Source organism: Micromonospora sp. IBHARD003, from assembly GCF_056106285.1.
The window spans coordinates 5,995,348-6,013,293 of sequence record NZ_JBWBBX010000001.1 but is presented as its reverse complement, the minus strand read 5'-3'; the positions used below and the strand labels follow the sequence as shown (position 1 = coordinate 6,013,293).

Annotated in this window: 15 protein-coding genes; 4 read left to right on the top strand and 11 right to left on the bottom strand. The window is 70.5% G+C overall.

What is annotated here, in order from left to right:
• Window positions 1-21 precede the first annotated feature (21 nt).
• A complete protein-coding gene (gene nsdA / locus ACTWOL_RS26780) occupies window positions 22-1,500 on the bottom strand; it encodes a transcriptional repressor NsdA (protein ID WP_474299341.1) in 1,479 nt (492 codons plus the stop codon).
• 465 nt (window positions 1,501-1,965) lie between these two features.
• Here nsdA and ACTWOL_RS26775 point away from each other — a divergent pair, with 465 nt between their 5' ends.
• Window positions 1,966-2,658 carry a bifunctional DNA primase/polymerase gene (locus tag ACTWOL_RS26775; RefSeq protein ID WP_474299340.1) on the top strand — a complete coding sequence of 231 codons (693 nt, stop codon included), beginning with the start codon at window positions 1,966-1,968 and terminating at the stop codon, window positions 2,656-2,658.
• Between the two features lie 104 nt (window positions 2,659-2,762).
• Here the strand turns inward: ACTWOL_RS26775 and ftsY are convergent, their stop codons facing one another.
• Window positions 2,763-3,977, bottom strand: a complete 1,215-nt coding sequence (gene ftsY, locus ACTWOL_RS26770; protein WP_474299339.1) for a signal recognition particle-docking protein FtsY — start codon at window positions 3,975-3,977, stop codon at window positions 2,763-2,765.
• Between the two features lie 412 nt (window positions 3,978-4,389).
• On the opposite strand from ftsY, the gene ACTWOL_RS26765 reads away from it, so the two are divergent.
• The gene (locus tag ACTWOL_RS26765; RefSeq protein WP_474299338.1) at window positions 4,390-5,361 is read left to right on the top strand and encodes an LLM class flavin-dependent oxidoreductase; all 972 of its coding nucleotides are present in this window, start codon (window positions 4,390-4,392) and stop codon (window positions 5,359-5,361) included.
• 41 nt (window positions 5,362-5,402) lie between these two features.
• On the opposite strand, the gene ACTWOL_RS26760 is transcribed toward ACTWOL_RS26765, so the two are convergent.
• The 4 genes from ACTWOL_RS26760 to ACTWOL_RS26745 form a co-directional block, all read right to left on the bottom strand.
• Window positions 5,403-6,830: a sugar porter family MFS transporter gene (locus ACTWOL_RS26760; protein WP_474299337.1), complete on the bottom strand. Its 1,428-nt coding sequence runs from the start codon at window positions 6,828-6,830 to the stop codon at window positions 5,403-5,405.
• Window positions 6,831-7,130: 300 nt separating this feature from the next.
• On the bottom strand, window positions 7,131-10,904 hold the full coding sequence (locus ACTWOL_RS26755) for an AAA family ATPase (protein ID WP_474299336.1): 3,774 nt from the start codon (window positions 10,902-10,904) through the stop codon (window positions 7,131-7,133).
• Window positions 10,905-11,124: 220 nt separating this feature from the next.
• The gene (locus ACTWOL_RS26750; RefSeq protein WP_474299335.1) at window positions 11,125-11,343 is read right to left on the bottom strand and encodes a hypothetical protein; all 219 of its coding nucleotides are present in this window, start codon (window positions 11,341-11,343) and stop codon (window positions 11,125-11,127) included.
• A gap of 392 nt (window positions 11,344-11,735) precedes the next feature.
• On the bottom strand, window positions 11,736-12,017 hold the full coding sequence (locus ACTWOL_RS26745; RefSeq protein WP_474299334.1) for an acylphosphatase: 282 nt from the start codon (window positions 12,015-12,017) through the stop codon (window positions 11,736-11,738).
• Window positions 12,018-12,206: 189 nt separating this feature from the next.
• On the opposite strand from ACTWOL_RS26745, the gene ACTWOL_RS26740 reads away from it, so the two are divergent.
• Both ACTWOL_RS26740 and ACTWOL_RS26735 read left to right on the top strand, forming a co-directional pair.
• Entirely contained in the window at window positions 12,207-13,220 is a 1,014-nt protein-coding gene (locus ACTWOL_RS26740; protein WP_474299333.1) for a CAP domain-containing protein, read from the top strand.
• Window positions 13,221-13,384: 164 nt separating this feature from the next.
• On the top strand, window positions 13,385-13,762 hold the full coding sequence (locus ACTWOL_RS26735) for a winged helix-turn-helix transcriptional regulator (RefSeq protein ID WP_474299332.1): 378 nt from the start codon (window positions 13,385-13,387) through the stop codon (window positions 13,760-13,762).
• Here the strand turns inward: ACTWOL_RS26735 and mutM are convergent.
• The 5 genes from mutM to ACTWOL_RS26710 form a co-directional block, all read right to left on the bottom strand.
• A complete protein-coding gene (mutM, locus tag ACTWOL_RS26730) occupies window positions 13,735-14,595 on the bottom strand; it encodes a bifunctional DNA-formamidopyrimidine glycosylase/DNA-(apurinic or apyrimidinic site) lyase (protein WP_474299331.1) in 861 nt (286 codons plus the stop codon). The two genes, ACTWOL_RS26735 and mutM, sit on opposite strands and share 28 nt — an antisense overlap.
• Window positions 14,596-14,813: 218 nt before the next feature.
• A complete protein-coding gene (gene rnc / locus ACTWOL_RS26725; RefSeq protein WP_474299330.1) occupies window positions 14,814-15,686 on the bottom strand; it encodes a ribonuclease III in 873 nt (290 codons plus the stop codon).
• A 19-nt stretch (window positions 15,687-15,705) separates the two neighbouring features.
• Window positions 15,706-15,879: a 50S ribosomal protein L32 gene (gene rpmF / locus ACTWOL_RS26720; RefSeq protein ID WP_026165248.1), complete on the bottom strand. Its 174-nt coding sequence runs from the start codon at window positions 15,877-15,879 to the stop codon at window positions 15,706-15,708.
• Between the two features lie 2 nt (window positions 15,880-15,881).
• Window positions 15,882-16,502: a YceD family protein gene (locus tag ACTWOL_RS26715; RefSeq protein WP_474299329.1), complete on the bottom strand. Its 621-nt coding sequence runs from the start codon at window positions 16,500-16,502 to the stop codon at window positions 15,882-15,884.
• Between the two features lie 171 nt (window positions 16,503-16,673).
• On the bottom strand, window positions 16,674-17,858 hold the full coding sequence (locus ACTWOL_RS26710; RefSeq protein ID WP_474299328.1) for an ATP synthase F0 subunit B: 1,185 nt from the start codon (window positions 17,856-17,858) through the stop codon (window positions 16,674-16,676).
• Between the last annotated feature and the right edge of the window lie 88 nt (window positions 17,859-17,946).

The window sequence follows — 17,946 nt, the reverse complement described above, 5'->3', positions numbered from 1 at the left end:
GGGGTTCTGGGGTGTGCCCGGTCAGACCGCCTCGGCGGTCTCGGGCAGCTGGGCGGTGAGCAGATCGGTGAGTCGGGCGACTTCGGCGACGTCGCCGAAGTCCCTGGCAGCGGTGTCGACGGTCTTGCGCAGCCGTGTGTTGACCCGCTCGGAGCGGATCCGCTTGGCGATGGGCAGGGCCTGCTCGGCGAGCCGTGTGGACTGCTCCGGCTCCCTCTTCAGCAGATGGACCGTGGCCATGCCGATCAGGTTCAGTGCATACGAGCGCTGGTGCTCGTCGTCCCTGCCGAAGAGCTCGACGGCACGCTCCATGACGGGCTCGGCGAGCGAGGCGTAGCTGGGACTGCGGCCGGCAACGTAGGCGAGGTCGCGGTACGAGTGGGCGTTCTCGCCGTTGAGCTCGGCCTCGGAGAAGAAGCGGATCCAGTCGGGCTCGGACTCCGGGAACTCGAGCGCGTCGGCGAAGGTGTCCTCGGCCATGCGGACGGCCCGCTTGGTCTTGCTGGGCTGGCCCATGTTGGCGTAGGCGCGGGCCTCCATCGCATACAGCATCGCCTGGGTGCGCGGGGTCGCGCAGTCACGGCTGCCGTATTGGGCGAGGTGGATCAGTTCCAGGGCGTCGTCGGCCCGGCCCAGGTGGATCATCTGGCGGCTCATGGAGGAGAGGACGTACGAGCCGAGCGGCTTGTCCCCGGCTTCCTTCGCCGCGTGTAACGCCAGGACGAAGTACTTCTGGGCGGTGGGCTGGAGCCCGATGTCGTAGCTCATCCAGCCGGCCAGCTCGGCCAGCTCGGCGGCGCAGCGGAACAGCCGCTTCGCGGTCGCCTCGGGGTGGGGCTCCTGAAGCAGATCGGTCACCTCGTGGAGCTGGCCGACGACCGCCTTGCGGCGCAGGCCGCCTCCGCACTGCGCGTCCCACTGGCGGAACATCGCCGTGGTGGACTCCAGCAGGTCGAGCTCCGGGCCGGAGAGCCGGGAGGGCCGCCGGGCGGACATCGCCGGGGCCGCGGCTCCGGGCTCGGCGGGCGGACTGGGGACCAGCCAGCGCTGCATGGGCTCGATGAGGGCGGGGCCGGCCGAGAGGGCGAGCGAGGTGCCGAGGAAGCCCCGGCGGGCCAGCATCAGGTCGCTGCGCGAGAACTCGTTGAGCAGGGTGACGGTCTGGGGGCCGGCCCAGGGCAGGTCGACGCCGGACACGGAGGGCGACTGGTGGGCCGTGCGCAGGCCCAGGTCCTCGATGGCGACCACTCTGCCGAACCGCTCGGAGAAGAGCTCGGAGAGGATGCGCGGGATCGGCTCACGCGGCTGTTCGCCGTCGAGCCAGCGGCGCACACGCGAGGTGTCGGTGCTGATGTGGTGGGCGCCCATCTGGCGCGCCCGGCGGTTCACCTGCCGGGCCAGCTCGCCCTTCGACCAGCCGCTGCGCACGAACCACGAGCTCAGCTGCTCGTTCGGGCGCTTGCCGGTGGTTGTACCGTCTGCGCCGCTGCCGCCGCTCACTGGAACGCCGCCCCCATCCGAATCCGATGCCGCTGTCGTTTGTCGCGCGAACCCGTATCAGAATGCCGTGGATCGCTGTCCTCCGTCCGGAGGTTGCACCCTTCGAACGGGAAGCCGACTTGCCTCCGGCATACCCGCGGCTGCACCGGCTCCCGCAGGGTTCGTGCACTCAAAGTAATCCTACGATCACGGGCTCGGCCATGGCGATTTCAGAAACGCCACCATTCGCCACCCCTTCGAATGAACCCGCCGGAGGCCAGGCGCGATTGACTTGACATGCGACAACCGGGAGCGGGCGGAGCGTTGCACGGCAGGGCGCACGGGCCGGGACGCACCACCCCCGCTGCCGCGGAGCGCCGCGGGATCCGGGCATCGGCCCGAGGCCGGCCCAACGAATCGGCGACCGTGAGTCACCGGGGCACTCCATCACGTAACCGTCGGCGCGTTCGACCCGTTGGAGGGGGCATGGGCTTCACGATCGGCGGCAGCCGGGTGGTCAGGGAGATCCGGCCTGGGGGTCCCTCCGGCCGAAAGCCGGGGGGCGCGTGGCGCCGCGGGCGCACGAGCGAGTGCACCGCCGCGGCGGAGTACACGGGGCTGTGGGGCTGGGACGTGATCCCGGGCGCACGGGCATCGGCCGGGCGCTGCTCCTGCGGCGATCCGTCGTGTGCGGCTCCGGGAGCGCATCCCCTGGGTTTCGGCCCGGAGATCCCCGCGGGAGCGACGCTCGACGAGGTCACCAAGGCCTGGGCCGAGGTGCCCGGGGCGACGGTCCTGCTGCCCGCGGGGCGGACGTTCGACGTGCTGGACGTCGCGCTCACCGCGGGGCAGCACGCCCTGGTCCGTCTCGAGCGCATGGGCCTCCCCCTCGGACCGGTGTGCGCGACTCCGGCCGGCCGAGCCTGGTTCTTCGTGGCCCCCGGCGCGGCGTCCGAGCTTCCCGGTCTCCTCTACCGCATGGGCTGGGACGACGCGGATCTCGACCTCCGCTGCCTGAGCACGGGAAGCTTCATCACGGCCCCTCCGTCGGACCACGCCGGACTGGGACCCGTGCGCTGGCTGCGCGCGCCCTCCCTGGACACCACGGCCACGCCGCCCCAGGCCCTCCTCCTCCTCGGCACCCTGGCGTACGTGTGCCACCGCTCCGCGGTGGCCTGAACGCCGGACGAGCGGCCGGCCACGCGTACGACGGCCCCGCGCCACGGGATGACGCGGGGCCGGGGTGAGGGGGAACCGTGCAGGGCGCCGCGAGCCGGTGAATCCTAGTCGCCGATCAGCGCGTCGACGAACGCCTCCGGCTCGAAGGGAGCGAGGTCGTCCGGGCCCTCGCCGAGTCCGACGAGCTTGACCGGCACACCCAGCTCACGCTGGACGGCGACGACGATGCCGCCCTTGGCCGTGCCGTCCAGCTTGGTGAGCACGATGCCGGTGATGTCGACCACCTCGGCGAAGACGCGCGCCTGCACCAGACCGTTCTGCCCGGTGGTCGCGTCGAGGACGAGCAGCACCTCGTCCAGCGGCGCGTGCTTCTCCACGACACGCTTGACCTTGCCGAGCTCGTCCATGAGACCGGTCTTGGTGTGCAGCCGGCCCGCCGTGTCGATCAGAACGACGTCCGCGCCCTCGGCGATACCCTCCTTGACCGCGTCGTAGGCGATCGACGCCGGGTCGCCGCCCTCCGGTCCGCGCACCGTGCGCGCGCCGACCCGCTCGCCCCAGGTCTGCAGCTGATCCGCCGCCGCCGCACGGAACGTGTCCGCGGCACCGAGCACGACCGAGCGTCCGTCGGCCACCAGCACCCGCGCCAGCTTGCCCGTCGTGGTGGTCTTGCCGGTGCCGTTGACGCCGACGACCATCACGATGCCCGGGGTGTCGAGGCCGCTCTCGGTATGCACCGTGCGGTCGAAGTCCGTGTCCAACAGATTCAGGAGCTCATCGCGGAGCAGTCCGCGCAGCTCGTCGGGCGTGCGGGTGCCCAGGACCTTCACCCGCTCGCGCAGGTGCTCGACCAGCTCCTGCGTCGGCGCGACGCCGACGTCGGCCGTCAGGAGGGTGTCCTCGATCTCCTCCCACGTTTCCTCGTCGAGGTGCTCGCGCGACAGCAGGGTCAGCAGCCCCTTGCCGAGCGCATTCTGCGAACGGGCCAGCCGGGCCCGCAGACGTACGAGACGGCCCGCCGTCGGCTCCGGGACCTCGATCTCCGGGGCGGCCGGGGCCTCCGGCTCGGCCTCGGTGACGGGGGCCTCGGCGGCGGGAGCCTCCGGGAGGCCGACCTCCTCGATGGTGCGACGGGGTTCCTCCCGCGGAGTCTCCGCCTCCTCGCCGACATGCGGCTCGGCGGGCGGAGCTGTGATGGTCGGCGTGCTGGACGGCGCCGAGGGCGGCAGCTGCTTCTTCTTGCGGCTGCTGACCACGAGCCCGCTGATCACGCCGACCGCGACCAGAGCGATGACTACAGCAAGGATGACGATTTCCATAACGCGTCCAGTATGGCGTGACCTGCCGCCTGACCTTTTGTTCTCCTGGCGGGGGTCGCCGACCCCCGCCAGGCCGGGCTGGTCCGTCGCCCGGCCTTGTGCCGGCGAGAAGCCCGTGAGGGCGGAGTCACAACCCACCCGGTATCGGGAAAAAAGACGGTCGGGTCTGACGCACACAGCGCACCCAGGGTCGGCTCAGCCCATGCCGTGGGCCGAGCCGACCCTTGTTGACGCGCGGACGGCGACGATCGTCGCCGCGGCGGCGCTGCATACCGTGCTGCCGCGGTCGAAGGCCACGGCAGCCGTTACCGAGCCCGCGTAAGAGCACGGGCCCGCGACTGTTTCCATCTGACGTCACGTCAGCTAACGTCCCCCTCCGCTACCGGCACCCTTGCGAAGGGGACGTCCCGTCATGGCCTTCACCGTCGTACGGTTCAACCTCGTCGACCCCGCGGCGACCCCCGAGTCCCTCGCCGCCCGCTACCGGGCGGCGCTGGAGATGGCCGCGTACGCCGACGACCGGGGAATCGACACCATCCAGACCGAGGAGCACCACGGCGCCGCGAACAACTGGCTGCCGTCCCCCTTCGCCTTCGCGGGCGCGGTGTTCGGCGCGACCCGGCGAATCGCGGTCACCGTCTCGGCCGTCATCGGGCCGCTCCACGACCCGCTGCGGCTGGCCGAGGAGATCGCCGTACTGGACCTGCTGAGCCGGGGGCGCCTGGTCACGGTCGCCGGCATCGGATACCGGCCCGAGGAGTACGCGGCCCACGGCGTCGACTGGAAGCGGCGGGGCGCCCTCCAGGACGAGCTGCTGGACACACTGCTGGCGGCATGGACCGGCGAGGAGTTCGTATACCGGGGCCGGTCCGTACGGGTCACCCCGCGCCCGTACACACAACCGCATCCGATGCTGCTGGTGGGTGGCTCCTCGAGGCCGGCGGCGCGGCGCGCGGCCCGGCTGGGGCTGCCGTTCTTCCCGAGCGCGCATCTGCCCGAACTGGAGGCGTACTACCACCGGCTGCGCGAGGAGTACGGGACGGACGGCTTCTGCATGATGCCCGCGGCGCAGACACCACTGCTGCATCTCGCCGAGGATCCGGACGAGACGTGGGCCAGCTGTGGGGAGCACTTCCTGCACGAGGCGCGCACCTATGCGTCCTGGCAGTCCCGGGACATCCGGTCGGCGGTGAGGTCCACGGCGACGACGGTCGAGGAGCTGCGGGCGGAGGGGGTGTACCGGGTGGTGACGCCGGACGAGTGCGCCGCGCTCGGCGGCGACAGTCTGGTGCTGCATCCGCTGTGCGGCGGAATGCCGGTGGACGAGGGCTGGCGCAGTGTCCAGCTGTTCTGCGAACAGGTGCTGCCCCGGCTCAAGGGCTGAGCCGGGACAGCACCGCGTTCCGAGGAGAGGGGCAGCGGGGATTAGCCCATCTCCTCCAACGCCTTGCCCTTCGTTTCCGGCACCCACTTGAGGATGAACGGGATCGAGAGCAGAGCGAAGAATGTGTAGATCATGTAGGCGCCCGAGAGGTTCCAGTCCGAGAGGGTCGGGAACGTCACGGTGATCAGCCAGTTGGCGATCCACTGGGCCGATGCGGCGACGCCCAGCGCCGCGGCGCGGATCCGGCCCGGGAACATCTCGCCGAGCAGCACCCACACCACCACGCCCCAGGAGAGGGCGAAGAACAGGACGAAGAAGTTGGCGGCGATCAGGGCGACCGTGCCCTGGAGGCTCGGCAGTGAGACGGCGTCACCCGCCCCGGTCTTGTACGAGAAGGCCCAGGCGGCGCATCCGAGCGAGACCGCCATACCGGCGGAGCCGATGAGCGCGAGCGGCTTCCGGCCGATTCGGTCGACGCAGAGCATCGCGATTACGGTGCCGATGATGTTCACGATGGAGGTCTCGAACGCGTAGAGGAACGAGCTCTCCGGGTTGATGCCGACGGACTGCCACAGCGATGAGCTGTAGTAGAAGATCACGTTGATGCCGACGAGCTGCTGGAAGACGGACAGTCCGATACCGATCCAGACGATCGGCAGGAAACCGAAGCGGCCGCCCAGCAGGTCCTTGAAGGTCGACTTGCGCTCGTGCCGCATGTTCCGCTCGATCTCGGCGACCCGGACATCGAGGTTCACTTCCTTGCCCTCGACGTCGAGGAGGACCTTGCGGGCCTTCTCCTTGCGGCCGACCGAGATCAGGAAACGCGGCGACTCGGGAATGACGAACGACAGCAGCCCGTAGAGCACCGAGGGGATCACCATCACGCCGAGCATCCACTGCCAGGCTTCGAGGCCCGCGATGTGGCCGCGCTGCTCGCCGCCGGCGAAGCTCAGGATGGCCCAGTTGACCAGCTGCGAGACGGCGATGCCGGTGACGATGGCGGCCTGCTGGAACGAGGCGAGCCGGCCGCGGTAGGCGGGCGGGGAGACCTCGGCGATATAGGCGGGGCCGATGACCGAGGCCATACCGATGGCGATACCGCCGAGGACACGCCACATGGCGAGATCCCAGAGGGCGAACGGCAGGGCCGAGCCGATCGCGCTGATGGTGAACAGGGTCGCGGCGATCCGCATGACCGGGATGCGGCCGATGCGGTCCGCGATACGGCCGGCGGTCGCGGCGCCGATGGCGCAGCCGATCAGCGCGGCGGCGATGACCTGGGCGAGAGCCTCGGAGCCGACGTCGAAGCGGTCCCGGATGGCGACAACGGCTCCGTTGATCACCGAGCTGTCGTAACCGAACAGGAAGCCACCCATCGCGGCCGATGCCGCGATGAAAATGACATGGCCGAGATGCTCCGGTCGGGCTTTGCGGCCTTCGGGCGACTGAGCCTGCGAGGTGCTGGTCACGGGGTACTCCTGGGGCCGCCCGGCGGCGTCGCCGGACGTGGGGGGGGCGAGCACTTCAAGTGGCGCACAAGTTCACATCGCCCACCACTTGAAGGCAAGAGCAACGCTGCAGAGACTATTCGTTCAAGTCTCGAAGTCAATACTTGGGTCTGTTGGCAATACGACTACCCGGCGGATTGCGTTGCATTCAAGATTTGAAGATTGAGTGGAGGTCCCGTGACCGTGGCACGGGCGGACGGACCCGCGCAGGGCCGCACACAGGCGTCCTCCGGGACGAGAGGGCCAGGTCTTGTCCGGGGTCTAACGCAGGCGCTGGCTGATGACCTTGGAGACGCCGTCACCCTGCATGGAGACGCCGTACAGCGCGTCCGCGACCTCCATCGTCCGCTTCTGATGGGTGATCACGATCAGCTGGGAGCTCTCCTGGAGCTCCTGCATGATGCGGATCAGCCGCTGGAGGTTGGTGTCGTCCAGGGCCGCCTCGACCTCGTCCATGACATAGAACGGACTCGGCCTGGCCTTGAAGATGGACACCAGCATCGCCACCGCGGTCAGCGAACGCTCGCCACCCGAGAGCAGCGACAGCCGCTTGACCTTCTTGCCCGGAGGGCGGGCTTCCACATCGACGCCCGTCGTCAGCATGTTGTCGGGGTCGGTCAGGATGAGCCGCCCCTCACCTCCGGGGAACAGCCGCGAGAAGACGCCTTCGAACTCCCGCGCGGTGTCCCGGTACGCCTCCGTGAACACCTGCTCGACGCGCTCGTCGACCTCCTTGACGACCTGGAGCAGATCGGCGCGGGTCTTCTTCAGGTCTTCGAGCTGCTCGGACAGGAACTTGTGCCGTTCTTCCAGCGCCGCGAACTCCTCGAGTGCGAGCGGATTCACCTTTCCGAGCTGCTGGTACGCCCGTTCGGCGGACTTGAGCCGCTTCTCCTGCTCCGCGCGGACGAACGGCCTCGGCTGGTTGCGCGGATGCTCCGGGTCGTCCGGAAGCTCCTCTCCCTCGGCCGGCAGGGACGGGGGTACGAGCTGGTCGGGGCCGTACTCGGACACCAGGCCCGCCGGCTCGACCCCGAGCTCCTCCAGCGCCTTGGTCTCCAGCTGCTCGATGCGCAGGCGTTTCTCGGCGCCGAGCACTTCGCCGCGGTGCACCGAATCGGTGAGCTTGTCGAGCTCGCCCTTGAGGTCCCTGCCCTCGGCCCGGGCCGCCGTCAGCTCCTGCTCGCGGGCCGCCTTGGCGGCTTCGGCCGCCGCCCGCTCCCGCTCGGCACGCACCACGGAGACCTCGACATGGGCGAGGAGCTGGCGGGCACCGGAGGCCACCGCCTCGGCGACAGCCACCTCATGGCGGAGGCGCGCTCGGCGCTGCTCCGCACGCGCCCGGGCCTCACGCTCGGCACGGGCCGCACGGTCGAGCGAGTCGGCGCGGCCCGCGAGCCCCTTGACCCGCTCCTCGTGGGTGCGGACCTGGAGCCGCGCCTCCATCTCGGTCTGACGGGCGTTCGCACCGTCGGCCGCCAGCCGGTCCCTCACGGAGGTGTCCGGTTCCTCCTGGATCGGGGTCTCTTCGGCGACCTCCAAGCGCTCGGCGAGCTCCTCGGCCTCGTACAGCGCCTTCTCCAGCGCCTCCTCTGCTCGGGCGGCGGCTGCTGCCGTGCGCTCTGCCTCGCCCGCGGCGCCGCGGGCCTGCCCGGCGAGCCGTCCGAGCTGCTGGGCGACCCCTGCCTTCTCCTTCTCGGCCGCACGCCGCCGCTCGCCGAGTTCCTCGACCCGGCGGGCCGATTCCTTGCGCAGCTCCCCGGCCTGCTGATGCCGCGCTGTCAGTTCTCCGCACCGTACGGCGAGTTCCTCCAGCTCGGCCGCGGCCTCGTCCACGGAGGCCTGGACCTCCAGCAGACTCGGCGCTCCGGCGGAGCCGCCGTGCGCGAAGTGCGCCGCGAGCACATCTCCCTCGGCCGTCACGGCGGTCAGCCCGGGGCGCACCCGGACCAGGTGCTCGGCCTCGTCCAGCGTCCCGACGACCACCATGTCCCGTACGAGGTGCTCCACGGCGGGCATCAGCTCGGCCGGCCCGCGGACCAGCTCGGCGACCCGCGGCGGCGCATGGCCCGTCGCCTGGGCCGGAACCAGCCCTTCCGCGTGTGGCGCGCCGTCCTGCGCGCTCCGGGGCGCCACCAGCGCCTCCCGGGGCACCGGTCCCCCGGCGGCGGCGACCGGACCTGCCTGCGGCCCATCGTCCTGGAGTGCGTGCGTGTCCGCCGACGGAAGGTGGGCACCCGCTGCCGGCTCGTTCGCGGCGATCTGTCCGGTAACGGGCGTGGCGCCTGCCGACGTCGGGGCCGCCGCGCGCTGGTCCGGCACCGACAGCAGCAGCGCCGCCCGTCCCGCGTCCTGTTTGCGCAGAAGGCGAATCGCTTCGGCAGCGGTGGCGGGGTCCCGGACAGCGATGGCGTCAGCGGCCGCGCCGAGGGCGGCGGCGACCGGGACCTCGTAGCCCGGGGCGACCGTGAGGAGCTCCGCGGCCGGGCCGAGGAGTCCGGAAAGGCTGTCGCCTGCCGAGAGCAGGGCGCCGGTGCCGTCCTTGCGGCGCAGGCCCTGCGCGAGTGCCTCGTGGCGGGCGGCCAGTGCGGCATGCGCCCGGTCCGCCGAGGTGGAGTCTTCTCGTGCCGCGGACAACGCCGCCTCGGCCTCCGCCAACTCCCGCTTGGCGGAATCGTGCTGGTCCGCCAGGACCGAGTCGTCCGCGTCCAGACCCTCGACCTCGGCCTTGAGCTGCTCGTACTCCTCCTGGGCCGCCGCCGACCGCTCCCCCGCCTCGTCACGGGCGACCGCCAGCCGGTCGATCTCCGCCTGCGCGGATGCCGCACGCGAACGAGCCGCGTTGACCTGGCCGTTCAGCCGTGCGAGACCCTCACGCCGGTCGGCGATCGCCCGTGCCACGTCCTTCAGCCGGCGTTCCTCGACCGCCAGCTCGCGCTCCAGTTCGGCACGGTGGGCGACGGTGTCGTCGAGCGCGTGCTCGGCGGCCTCGAGCGCGGCTTCCAGCTCGGCTTCCTGCTCACGGATCCGGGCCGCCTCACGCTCCATGTCCTCCGGCTCACGGCCGCGGCGCTCCTCCGCCGGGGCCGAGGTGGCGCTCTTCACGCGTGCGTCGGCCAGCGACACCGTGCCCCGTACGCGCTCCGCCAGCTGAGAGAGCTCGTACCAGGTCTGCTGGGCTCGCTGCAGACGCGGTGTCAGCCGCCGTACCTCGTCCTCCAGCTCCGCCTCACGCGCCTGGGCGGCCCGCAGTTCGCGCTCCGCCGCCTCCTTGCGCTCCTTCAGCGCGGCCTCGTCGGCGACCTCCGACTTCAGCGCCTTACGCATCCGCACGAGATCGTCGGCGAGCAGCCGCAGCCGGGCATCGCGCAGGTCGGCCTGGATGACCGCGGCCCGGCGTGCCACCGCCGCCTGCCGCCCGAGCGGCTTGAGCTGGCGCCGCAGCTCGTCGGTCAGATCCTGTACGCGCGCGAGGTTGGCCTGCATCGCGTCCAGCTTCCGCAGCGCCTTCTCCTTGCGCTTGCGGTGCTTGAGGACACCCGCGGCCTCTTCGATGAACGCCCGCCGCCCCATCGGATCCGCGTGCAGCACCGAGTCGAGCTGGCCCTGACCGACGATCACATGCATCTCGCGGCCGATGCCGGAGTCGGAGAGCAGCTCCTGGATGTCCAGGAGGCGGCAGGTGTCGCCGTTGATCTGGTACTCGCTGCCGCCGTTGCGGAACATGATCCGCGTGATGGTGACCTCGGCGTACTCGATCGGAAGGGCCCCGTCGGAGTTGTCGATCGTCAGCGAGACCTCGGCCCGGCCGAGCGGCGGCCGCCCGGTGGTCCCGGCGAAGATGACGTCCTCCATCTTGCCGCCGCGCAGCGACTTCGCACCCTGCTCACCCATGACCCAGGACAGCGCGTCCACCACATTGGACTTGCCGGAACCGTTCGGCCCCACCACGCAGGTGATGCCCGGTTCAAAGCGCAGCGTCGTGGCAGAGGCGAAGGATTTGAATCCGCGCAGGGTCAGGGCCTTGAGGTGCACGCCCGGGGACTCTACCTTTCGGTCACGGTTTCACCTATGAAGGTGCAGGGCAGATCAGACGGTAAAGCACGGTGAACACGGACCGAAGGCGGGGGGCACGGAGTCTGACGGCGGGGGGCCAAAGAAGAAGGGACGCCGAAGCGTCCCTTGCGTACCTACGTGCGAGAGTGTTTCTCACCTGATCCCGGCGGTGGCTGATTCATCCCGACGGGGGCTGACATCAGGTGAGTGCCGGCTCGCCCTTGGGTACGTCGATGTCGATGCCTTCGAGCAGCGACTCGCCATGGTGCTGTGCGGCGGCAGCACTCAGCGCGTCGTTCTCGGTCTGGATCCGTACGAGCTCGGATTCCAGATCCTGGACGCGCTGCTGAAGCCGTCGCATCTCGGCGAGAAGTCGCGGGTCGGAACCGCCGACGTAACCGAGAAGCGCCTTTGCCATGATGGATGGTCCTCCACACTGAGTGACCGACCGATGCGGTGTGGGTCGTGAGGGAATCGCACCCGCGGTGCTCGGCAGCGCTTGTATCACTGCGGTTCGTACTGCCAAACAGCTAAGGTGCGCGGGGCTTCCAGCGTCTCACCAAAAAGTTTGACGGTCAACACGATCACACCCCGCATCAGTGGACATCCCGGGGGCAGACGGCCGCCTGCATCGCGACCGCAGCTCTCCAGCGGGGCCCTGGGGGCGTGGAGATCATCCTTACTGCGGCAGCCTGGCACGGGGAGGCCGTTTTTGGCAACCACCAGGCTCTTTCGTTCGAACACATGCGCTGTCGGCAGCGATATGAACACACCGTGTGGCCTTCTCTCCGCCCCCGCTTCACCCCTCCTTCAGCGGATCGCGAATCCGTCGTAACCGCCGCGCGGAACACCCCAGATCTCCGTCACGCCGTCGACCTTCCCGGGCGTGTCGGACGAACGGAGCCAGTCCAGGAGAAGGTGGCAATTCTCACGCGGACCTTCCGCCACGACCTGCACCCTGCCGTCGTCGAGATTCAGGGCAAAGCCCTGGAGAGCGCCGATCGCCAGGGCGTTTTCCCTGGTGAACCAGCGGAAGCCCACTCTCTGCACCCGGCCGCGCACCCAGGCCGTGAGCCGCGCATGTTCATTCATGCACGCAAGCTAGCCGGTCAATGGTTCGTGCATCACATCGCCCGACGTCCGTATTGACGTACATTGCCACGCATTGACATCACTCGTACGGGTGAGTCGGGTGAGCCTGCCGCCCCGGACCACAGGGGATCACAGGTACGGGCCGCCCCCGGATCCCGCGCATCACGCGCAGAAAGAAAGGGCGAACGGATGGGACGCCACCGCCGGAAGAAGTGGGCTGCGGTCCCCGTACGCACCGGGCTGCTCGCGGCGGCCGCTGCCGTGGCGGTGGCCACCGTGGCCGCAGCCGCCGGTGTGCTGCCGGGCGGCGAGCAGTTCATCCTGGGCGAGAACAGCTCCAGCAGCCGGCAGGCGCACACGCCGGAGCCGGGGAAGCCGGACGCCCAGGGCGGCGCCAAGGCCACTGCGGACCGGGGCGATTCCGCCGGTGCGGGCCAGGGCGCGCGGCAGGGTCACGGCGCATCCAGGGGTGCGTCGTCGACGTCCGGCAAGGCGTCCCCCGGCCCCACCACACCCCAGCCGAAGCCCTCCGACGCGGAAAAGCCTGCGGCGAAGAAGCCCGGGGCGGTCAAGGCGGAAGCGGACAAGGCGGAGGCGAAGAAGCCCGGGGCGAAGGAAACCGCCGCCCCGCGGCAGGCCGCGCCCAAGCCGGCCGCCCCCGAGAAGGCCGCTCCGTCGAAGACGGCGGCACCACAGCAGGCCGCACCGGAGAAGGCCGCTCCGCAGGCTTCGCCCGAGGCTCCTGCGAAGCCGCAGACCAAGGCTCCCGAGCAGACGGTCGCCCCTGCGCCTGCCCAGCCGTCCCGGTCCGCGGCGCAGACCGGCGAGGCGGCGGAGGAAGCCGCCGTCCTCACGCTCGTCAACGAGGAGCGCGCTCAGGTGGGCTGCAGCCCGCTGAGCGCGGACGCGTCGCTCGGTGCGCTGGCCGGCCGGTTCAGCGAGGACATGGCGGCACGCGGCTTCTTCGACCACGTCGATCCGGACGGCAACGACCCGTGGAAGCGGGCAGCGGCCAAGGGCGTCGGCGGCCTGGGAGCCGAGAACATCGCCCGTGGCCCGGGTGACGCCGAGACGGTCGTGCGTCTGTGGATGAAGGACGACGCCGACCGCGCGAACATCCTGAACTGCGGCTACCGGACGATGGGCGTGGGCGTGTCCTTCGCGGACGGCGGCCCCTGGTGGGTACAGGACTTCGGTCTCTGAGACCCCCGCAGGTCAGTGGTCCGAGCCCGGTGCCCGTACGGCCCCACGGCCGCACTGGGCACCGGGTTTCCGGGTCCGCGCCGTTCGACGGCACTCCCCTGCGGTGAGCGCGGTGGCCAGGCGAGCACCTGTCGATTCGCAGGCGCAGGCGTAGGGTGAGTGTCGTGGACGACGACCTCGCTTTCGATGTGTTCAGCCGGCAGTGTCCGTCCCGCGGCACGCTGGAGCATGTGACGGGACGGTGGGGCAGCCTGACGCTCGGCGCCCTGTACCAATCCCGCTGCCGGTTCAACGAGTTGCGCCGCCGCGTCGACGGCGTGAGCGAGAAGATGCTCTCCCAGACCCTGCACGCGCTGGAGCGGGACGGACTGGTGCACCGGGAGGCGCAGCCGACGAACCCGCCCCGGGTCGACTACGAGCTCACCCCGCTCGGCCGGGATGTGGCCGAGCAGCTGATGGTGCTGATCCGGCTCGTGGAGGGCCGGATGCCCGAGGTGCTGAGGGCGCGCGAGCGCTACGACACGACGCGCGGCGGGCGCTGACAGCGCGGGCAGAAGTAGCTCGAGCGGTTCATCCAGGGGCGCCTGCGCAGGGGGGTTCCGCAGCGCCGGCAGGGCTCCCCCGCACGGCCGTAGGCGTCGAGGGAGCGGTCGAAGTACCCCGACTCGCCGTTCACGTTGACGTAGAGGCTGTCGAAGCTGGTGCCGCCGACGGCGAGAGCGGCATTCATGACGTCCCTCACGTGCCCGAGGAGCTCGAGGCAGCGGGGGCGGGTCAGGCTCATCGTCGGCCGGTCGTAGTGCAGTCTGGCGCGCCACAGGGCCTCGTCGGCGTAGATGTTGCCGACCCCGCTGATCAGTGACTGGTCGAGCAGGGCGCGCTTGACCGTGGTGCGGCGGCGGCGCAGGGCGGTGACGAACGCGGTGTCGTCGAAGTCGGCGTCCAGCGGGTCCCTCGCGATATGGGCGATGACGTCCGGCAGCCCCTCCGGGCTGGTGTCGTGCAGCGACAGCCCGCCGAAGGTGCGCTGGTCGACGAAACGGAGCTCGGTACCGAGATCGTCGTCGAAACGGACACGGATCCGCAGGTGCTTCTCGTCCACCGCGTCCTCGGGCTGGACCAGCAGCTGCCCGCTCATCCCCAGATGTCCGAGCACCGCCTCACCGCTGTCCTCCAGCGGGAGCCAGAGGTACTTGCCCCGGCGGCGGGCCACACCGATCCGCTGCCCCTTCAGGCGCGTGGCGAAATCCTCACCACCGCCGAAATGGCGCCGGACGGACCGGGGGTGGAGCACCTCGACGTCCGCGACGACCCGTCCGGAGACCCAGGCCTCCAGCCCCCGCCGTACGACTTCGACCTCGGGCAACTCGGGCACGGGACGCTCCTCCTCCGGAGGTCTTCAGGACGACGCCCGCAGCGTACCTCCGGCCTGGAGCGCGGATTTCCCTGGCCCTCGGCGGGTGCTACCGCCCGGGTCCTCATGGGCCGGTCAGCAGGTACGGGTCGCTCGTTCGGGCTCGTCGCAGCCGGAGCGCGACGGGAACGGCAAAGGCCTCCGTCGCGCCGGGACGCGACGGAGGCCGAAAGGGGCAGTCAGGCCGTGGCCTGAGCCGATGGAGCGCCGCCGGACCCGTCGGCCTCCGACGCACCCTGTGCTCCGGAAGGCCCCTGAGTCCCGGAAGACTCCCCGTCCTCGGAAGGCCCTTCTGTTCCGGAGGCGGACTTCTCGGCGGCGGCACGCTCGTCCGCGGCGGCGCGGATCGCGCGCCACGCGGACTCCGCCGCCTGCTGTTCCGCTTCCTTCTTGCTGCGGCCGGTGCCGGTGCCGTACGAGACACCACCGACGCGGGCGGCAGCGGTGAAGGTCTTCTCGTGGTCCGGCCCGGTCTCGGTGACCAGGTATTCGGGCACGCCAAGACCCTCGGCCGCGGTCAGCTCCTGGAGGCTGGTCTTCCAGTCCAGGCCGGCGCCGAGGTTGGAGGACTTCTCGATCAGCGGGTCGAAGAGCCGGTGCACCAGCTCGGAGGCCGCGTCGAGGCCCTGGTCGAGATAGACCGCGCCGATCACCGCTTCAAGGGTGTCGGCGAGGATGGATGCCTTGTCCCTGCCGCCCGTGCCCTCTTCACCGCGGCCGAGCCGGATGAAGGAACCCAGGTCCAGGCCACGCCCGACTTCCGCGAGCGCACGCGAATTCACCACCGCGGCCCGCAGCTTGGCCAGCTGGCCTTCGGGCAGATCGGGGTGGGTCCGGTAGAGCGTGTCCGTGACCACCAGTCCGAGCACCGAGTCCCCAAGGAACTCGAGCCGCTCGTTGGTGGGCAGGCCGCCGTTCTCGTACGCGTACGAACGATGGGTCAGTGCACGCACCAGAAGGGCGGACTCGAGCCGATACCCGAGCCGCCCTTCCAGAAGCGTGTGGGGCGAGGCTGCGCTTGTGTTGTCCGCCTGCTTACCGGCGTCAGACATGGAGCCTCTCACCAGCCGCTCAGACCTCGAGGACCTGGCGCTTGTTGTAGGTGCCGCAGCTCGGGCACGCGATGTGCTGCTGCTTCGGCTCCTGGCAACGCTCGCACGAAACCAGGGTGGGGACCGCAGCCTTCCACTGCGACCGGCGGTGGCGCGTGTTGCTGCGCGACATCTTCCGCTTCGGAACAGCCACGGCTACTTCTCCTGCTTCTCGGCGGCGCGTGCTGATCGAGGCGCGTCGCCGCTCATCTTGTCCTTCTCACCGGTTCCCAGCGAATCGGCGAGTCCCTGCAGTGCCGCCCAACGGATGTCGACGGCATCGTGATGGTGGTCCGGTTCGTCGTTGAGGCTGACCCCGCACTGGGGGCACAGTCCCGCACAGTCCTCCCGGCACACCGGCTGCATCGGCAGTGCGAGCACCACCGCGTCGCGCAGCACGGGCTCGAGGTCGAACAGGCCGTCCTCGAGGAAGAGCATGCCCTCGTCCTCGGCGTCGTCGCCCGGATCCGCAGGCTTGCTGCGGCCCCGGTCGTCGGCGTCAGGGTACGAGAACATCTCCTGGAAGTCCGCCGCGACCTCCTGGTGCAGCGGCTCCAGACACCTTACGCACTCGCCCTCGGCCCGGGCACGGGCGGTGCCCGTGACGAGCACCCCCTCCATGACGGACTCGAGGCGGAGCTCAAGCTCCACCGGAGCGCCCGAGGGCACCCCGATCACATCTTCGATGCCGAAGACCGGCGCACCGGGCGCGTCGACCGTGCGGGTCAGCCGCTGGAGCGCACCAGGACGCCGACCCAGCTCGTGTGTGTCGAACACGAGTGGGTTGCGATGGTCCAGGCGGGCGTTCAGGGCTGTTCCTGCTTTCGGATCGAATGGATCGAGTGAGGGGGATCGCGATATCAGCGCAGCATCGACTGCACGCACGCGCGACCGAAGAGCCAGGATACTGGACTGTTCGCTGTTGGCCCAATCCGGTCGGTGGGCGTATCAACGCCCCTGTTCGTAGCGGCGCAGCTGCTCCATGTCGATCATGCTCGTGTCGAAGAAGCTCGTCTCGTCGAGCTGCGACTGGTCACCGGCCTGCTGGTGCGACTGCTGGTGCGGCGCCTGAGTCTGCTGGGGGTACTGCTGCTGGTCGTACGCGGCGTACTGCTGGGCGTAGCCCTGGTCGTACGTCTGCGCGTAGCCCTGCTCCCCGTATGCGTACGCGTTCTGCTGGTAGGCGTAGGCGTCCTGCTGCTGGACCTGGTGCTGTCCCCCGTAGGTCCCGGAGTGGGACGCGTCCTCGCCGTAGCCTCCCGTGTGCGAGGCGGCCGGGGCGTACGGGTCGGCCTGGGCGGGGATCTGGACCGGCATCCCGGAGGGCTGCTGGGCGGTACCCGGCTGCTGCGGGGCCGCCGACTGCGCCGGGTCCGAAAGCTCCGCGAGGCCGGCGAGATAGTCCGCATCGCTCGTGGTCTGCGTCCCCGCGGCGTCCTGGGCGGCCATATGGGCACCCAGTTCGTCGGTGGCGATCCGGCCGTGCAGCTTCTGCCGGCCGCGGCCGACGGCCTCCAGCGTCTTGCTGAGCACCGCCTCGAACGCGCCGAGCTTGGCGTCGACGTACTCGTCCGCGCGCTGGATCAGGGTCTGCGGGTCCGCGCTGTACTCGGGGGCGTCGTCCTCGGCCGGATCCAGGTAGCCCTGGTCACCGGGCGCGGGCGCACGGCCGAGGAGCTTCTCCCGGCCACGGTCGACCGAGCCGATGGTCTTGTTGAGCACGACCTCGAAGTTCGCGAGCTTGGAGTCCACGTACTCGTCGGCCTCGGCACGGATCTCCTCGGCCTCCCGGCGGGCCTCGGCGAGGATGCGGTCGGCCTCCTCCTGGGACTGCCGGGCGATCTGGGTGTCGGAGACCAGCGAACCGCGCTCGTTGTGCGCGGCCTCGATGATCCGCTGGGCCTCCTGGCGGGCCTGGGCGACCAGGTGCTCCCGGTCCCCGATGAGCTCCTGGGCGTGCGCGAGCGACCCGGGCAGGGCCTCGCGCACCTCCTCGAGCATGGCGAGCAGCTCGGCGCGGTTGACCACGCACGAGGCCGACATGGGCATGGACCGGGCGTTCCCGACCACCTCGACGATGTCGTCGAGCTTCTTCTGGACGTCCACCGTGTGCTCGCCACTCTCCACAGTCACTACAGCCGATGGCCGGTTCGCGGCCGGACGGAACGACTGTACGGGCATCGGCCGCCCCGCCCCCACCCCTGGGGTGGAGAACCCCGGA

Excerpts from the sequence above, each read along its gene's own strand:
- ACTWOL_RS26775 (WP_474299340.1), top strand. The coding sequence starts at position 1,966 with ATGGGCTTCACGATCGGCGGCAGCCGGGTGGTCAGGGAGATCCGGCCT.
- ftsY (WP_474299339.1), bottom strand. The coding sequence starts at position 3,977 with ATGGAAATCGTCATCCTTGCTGTAGTCATCGCTCTGGTCGCGGTCGGC.
- ACTWOL_RS26765 (WP_474299338.1), top strand. The coding sequence starts at position 4,390 with ATGGCCTTCACCGTCGTACGGTTCAACCTCGTCGACCCCGCGGCGACC.
- ACTWOL_RS26750 (WP_474299335.1), bottom strand. The coding sequence starts at position 11,343 with ATGGCAAAGGCGCTTCTCGGTTACGTCGGCGGTTCCGACCCGCGACTT.
- ACTWOL_RS26745 (WP_474299334.1), bottom strand. The coding sequence starts at position 12,017 with ATGAATGAACATGCGCGGCTCACGGCCTGGGTGCGCGGCCGGGTGCAG.
- ACTWOL_RS26740 (WP_474299333.1), top strand. The coding sequence starts at position 12,207 with ATGGGACGCCACCGCCGGAAGAAGTGGGCTGCGGTCCCCGTACGCACC.
- rnc (WP_474299330.1), bottom strand. The coding sequence starts at position 15,686 with ATGTCTGACGCCGGTAAGCAGGCGGACAACACAAGCGCAGCCTCGCCC.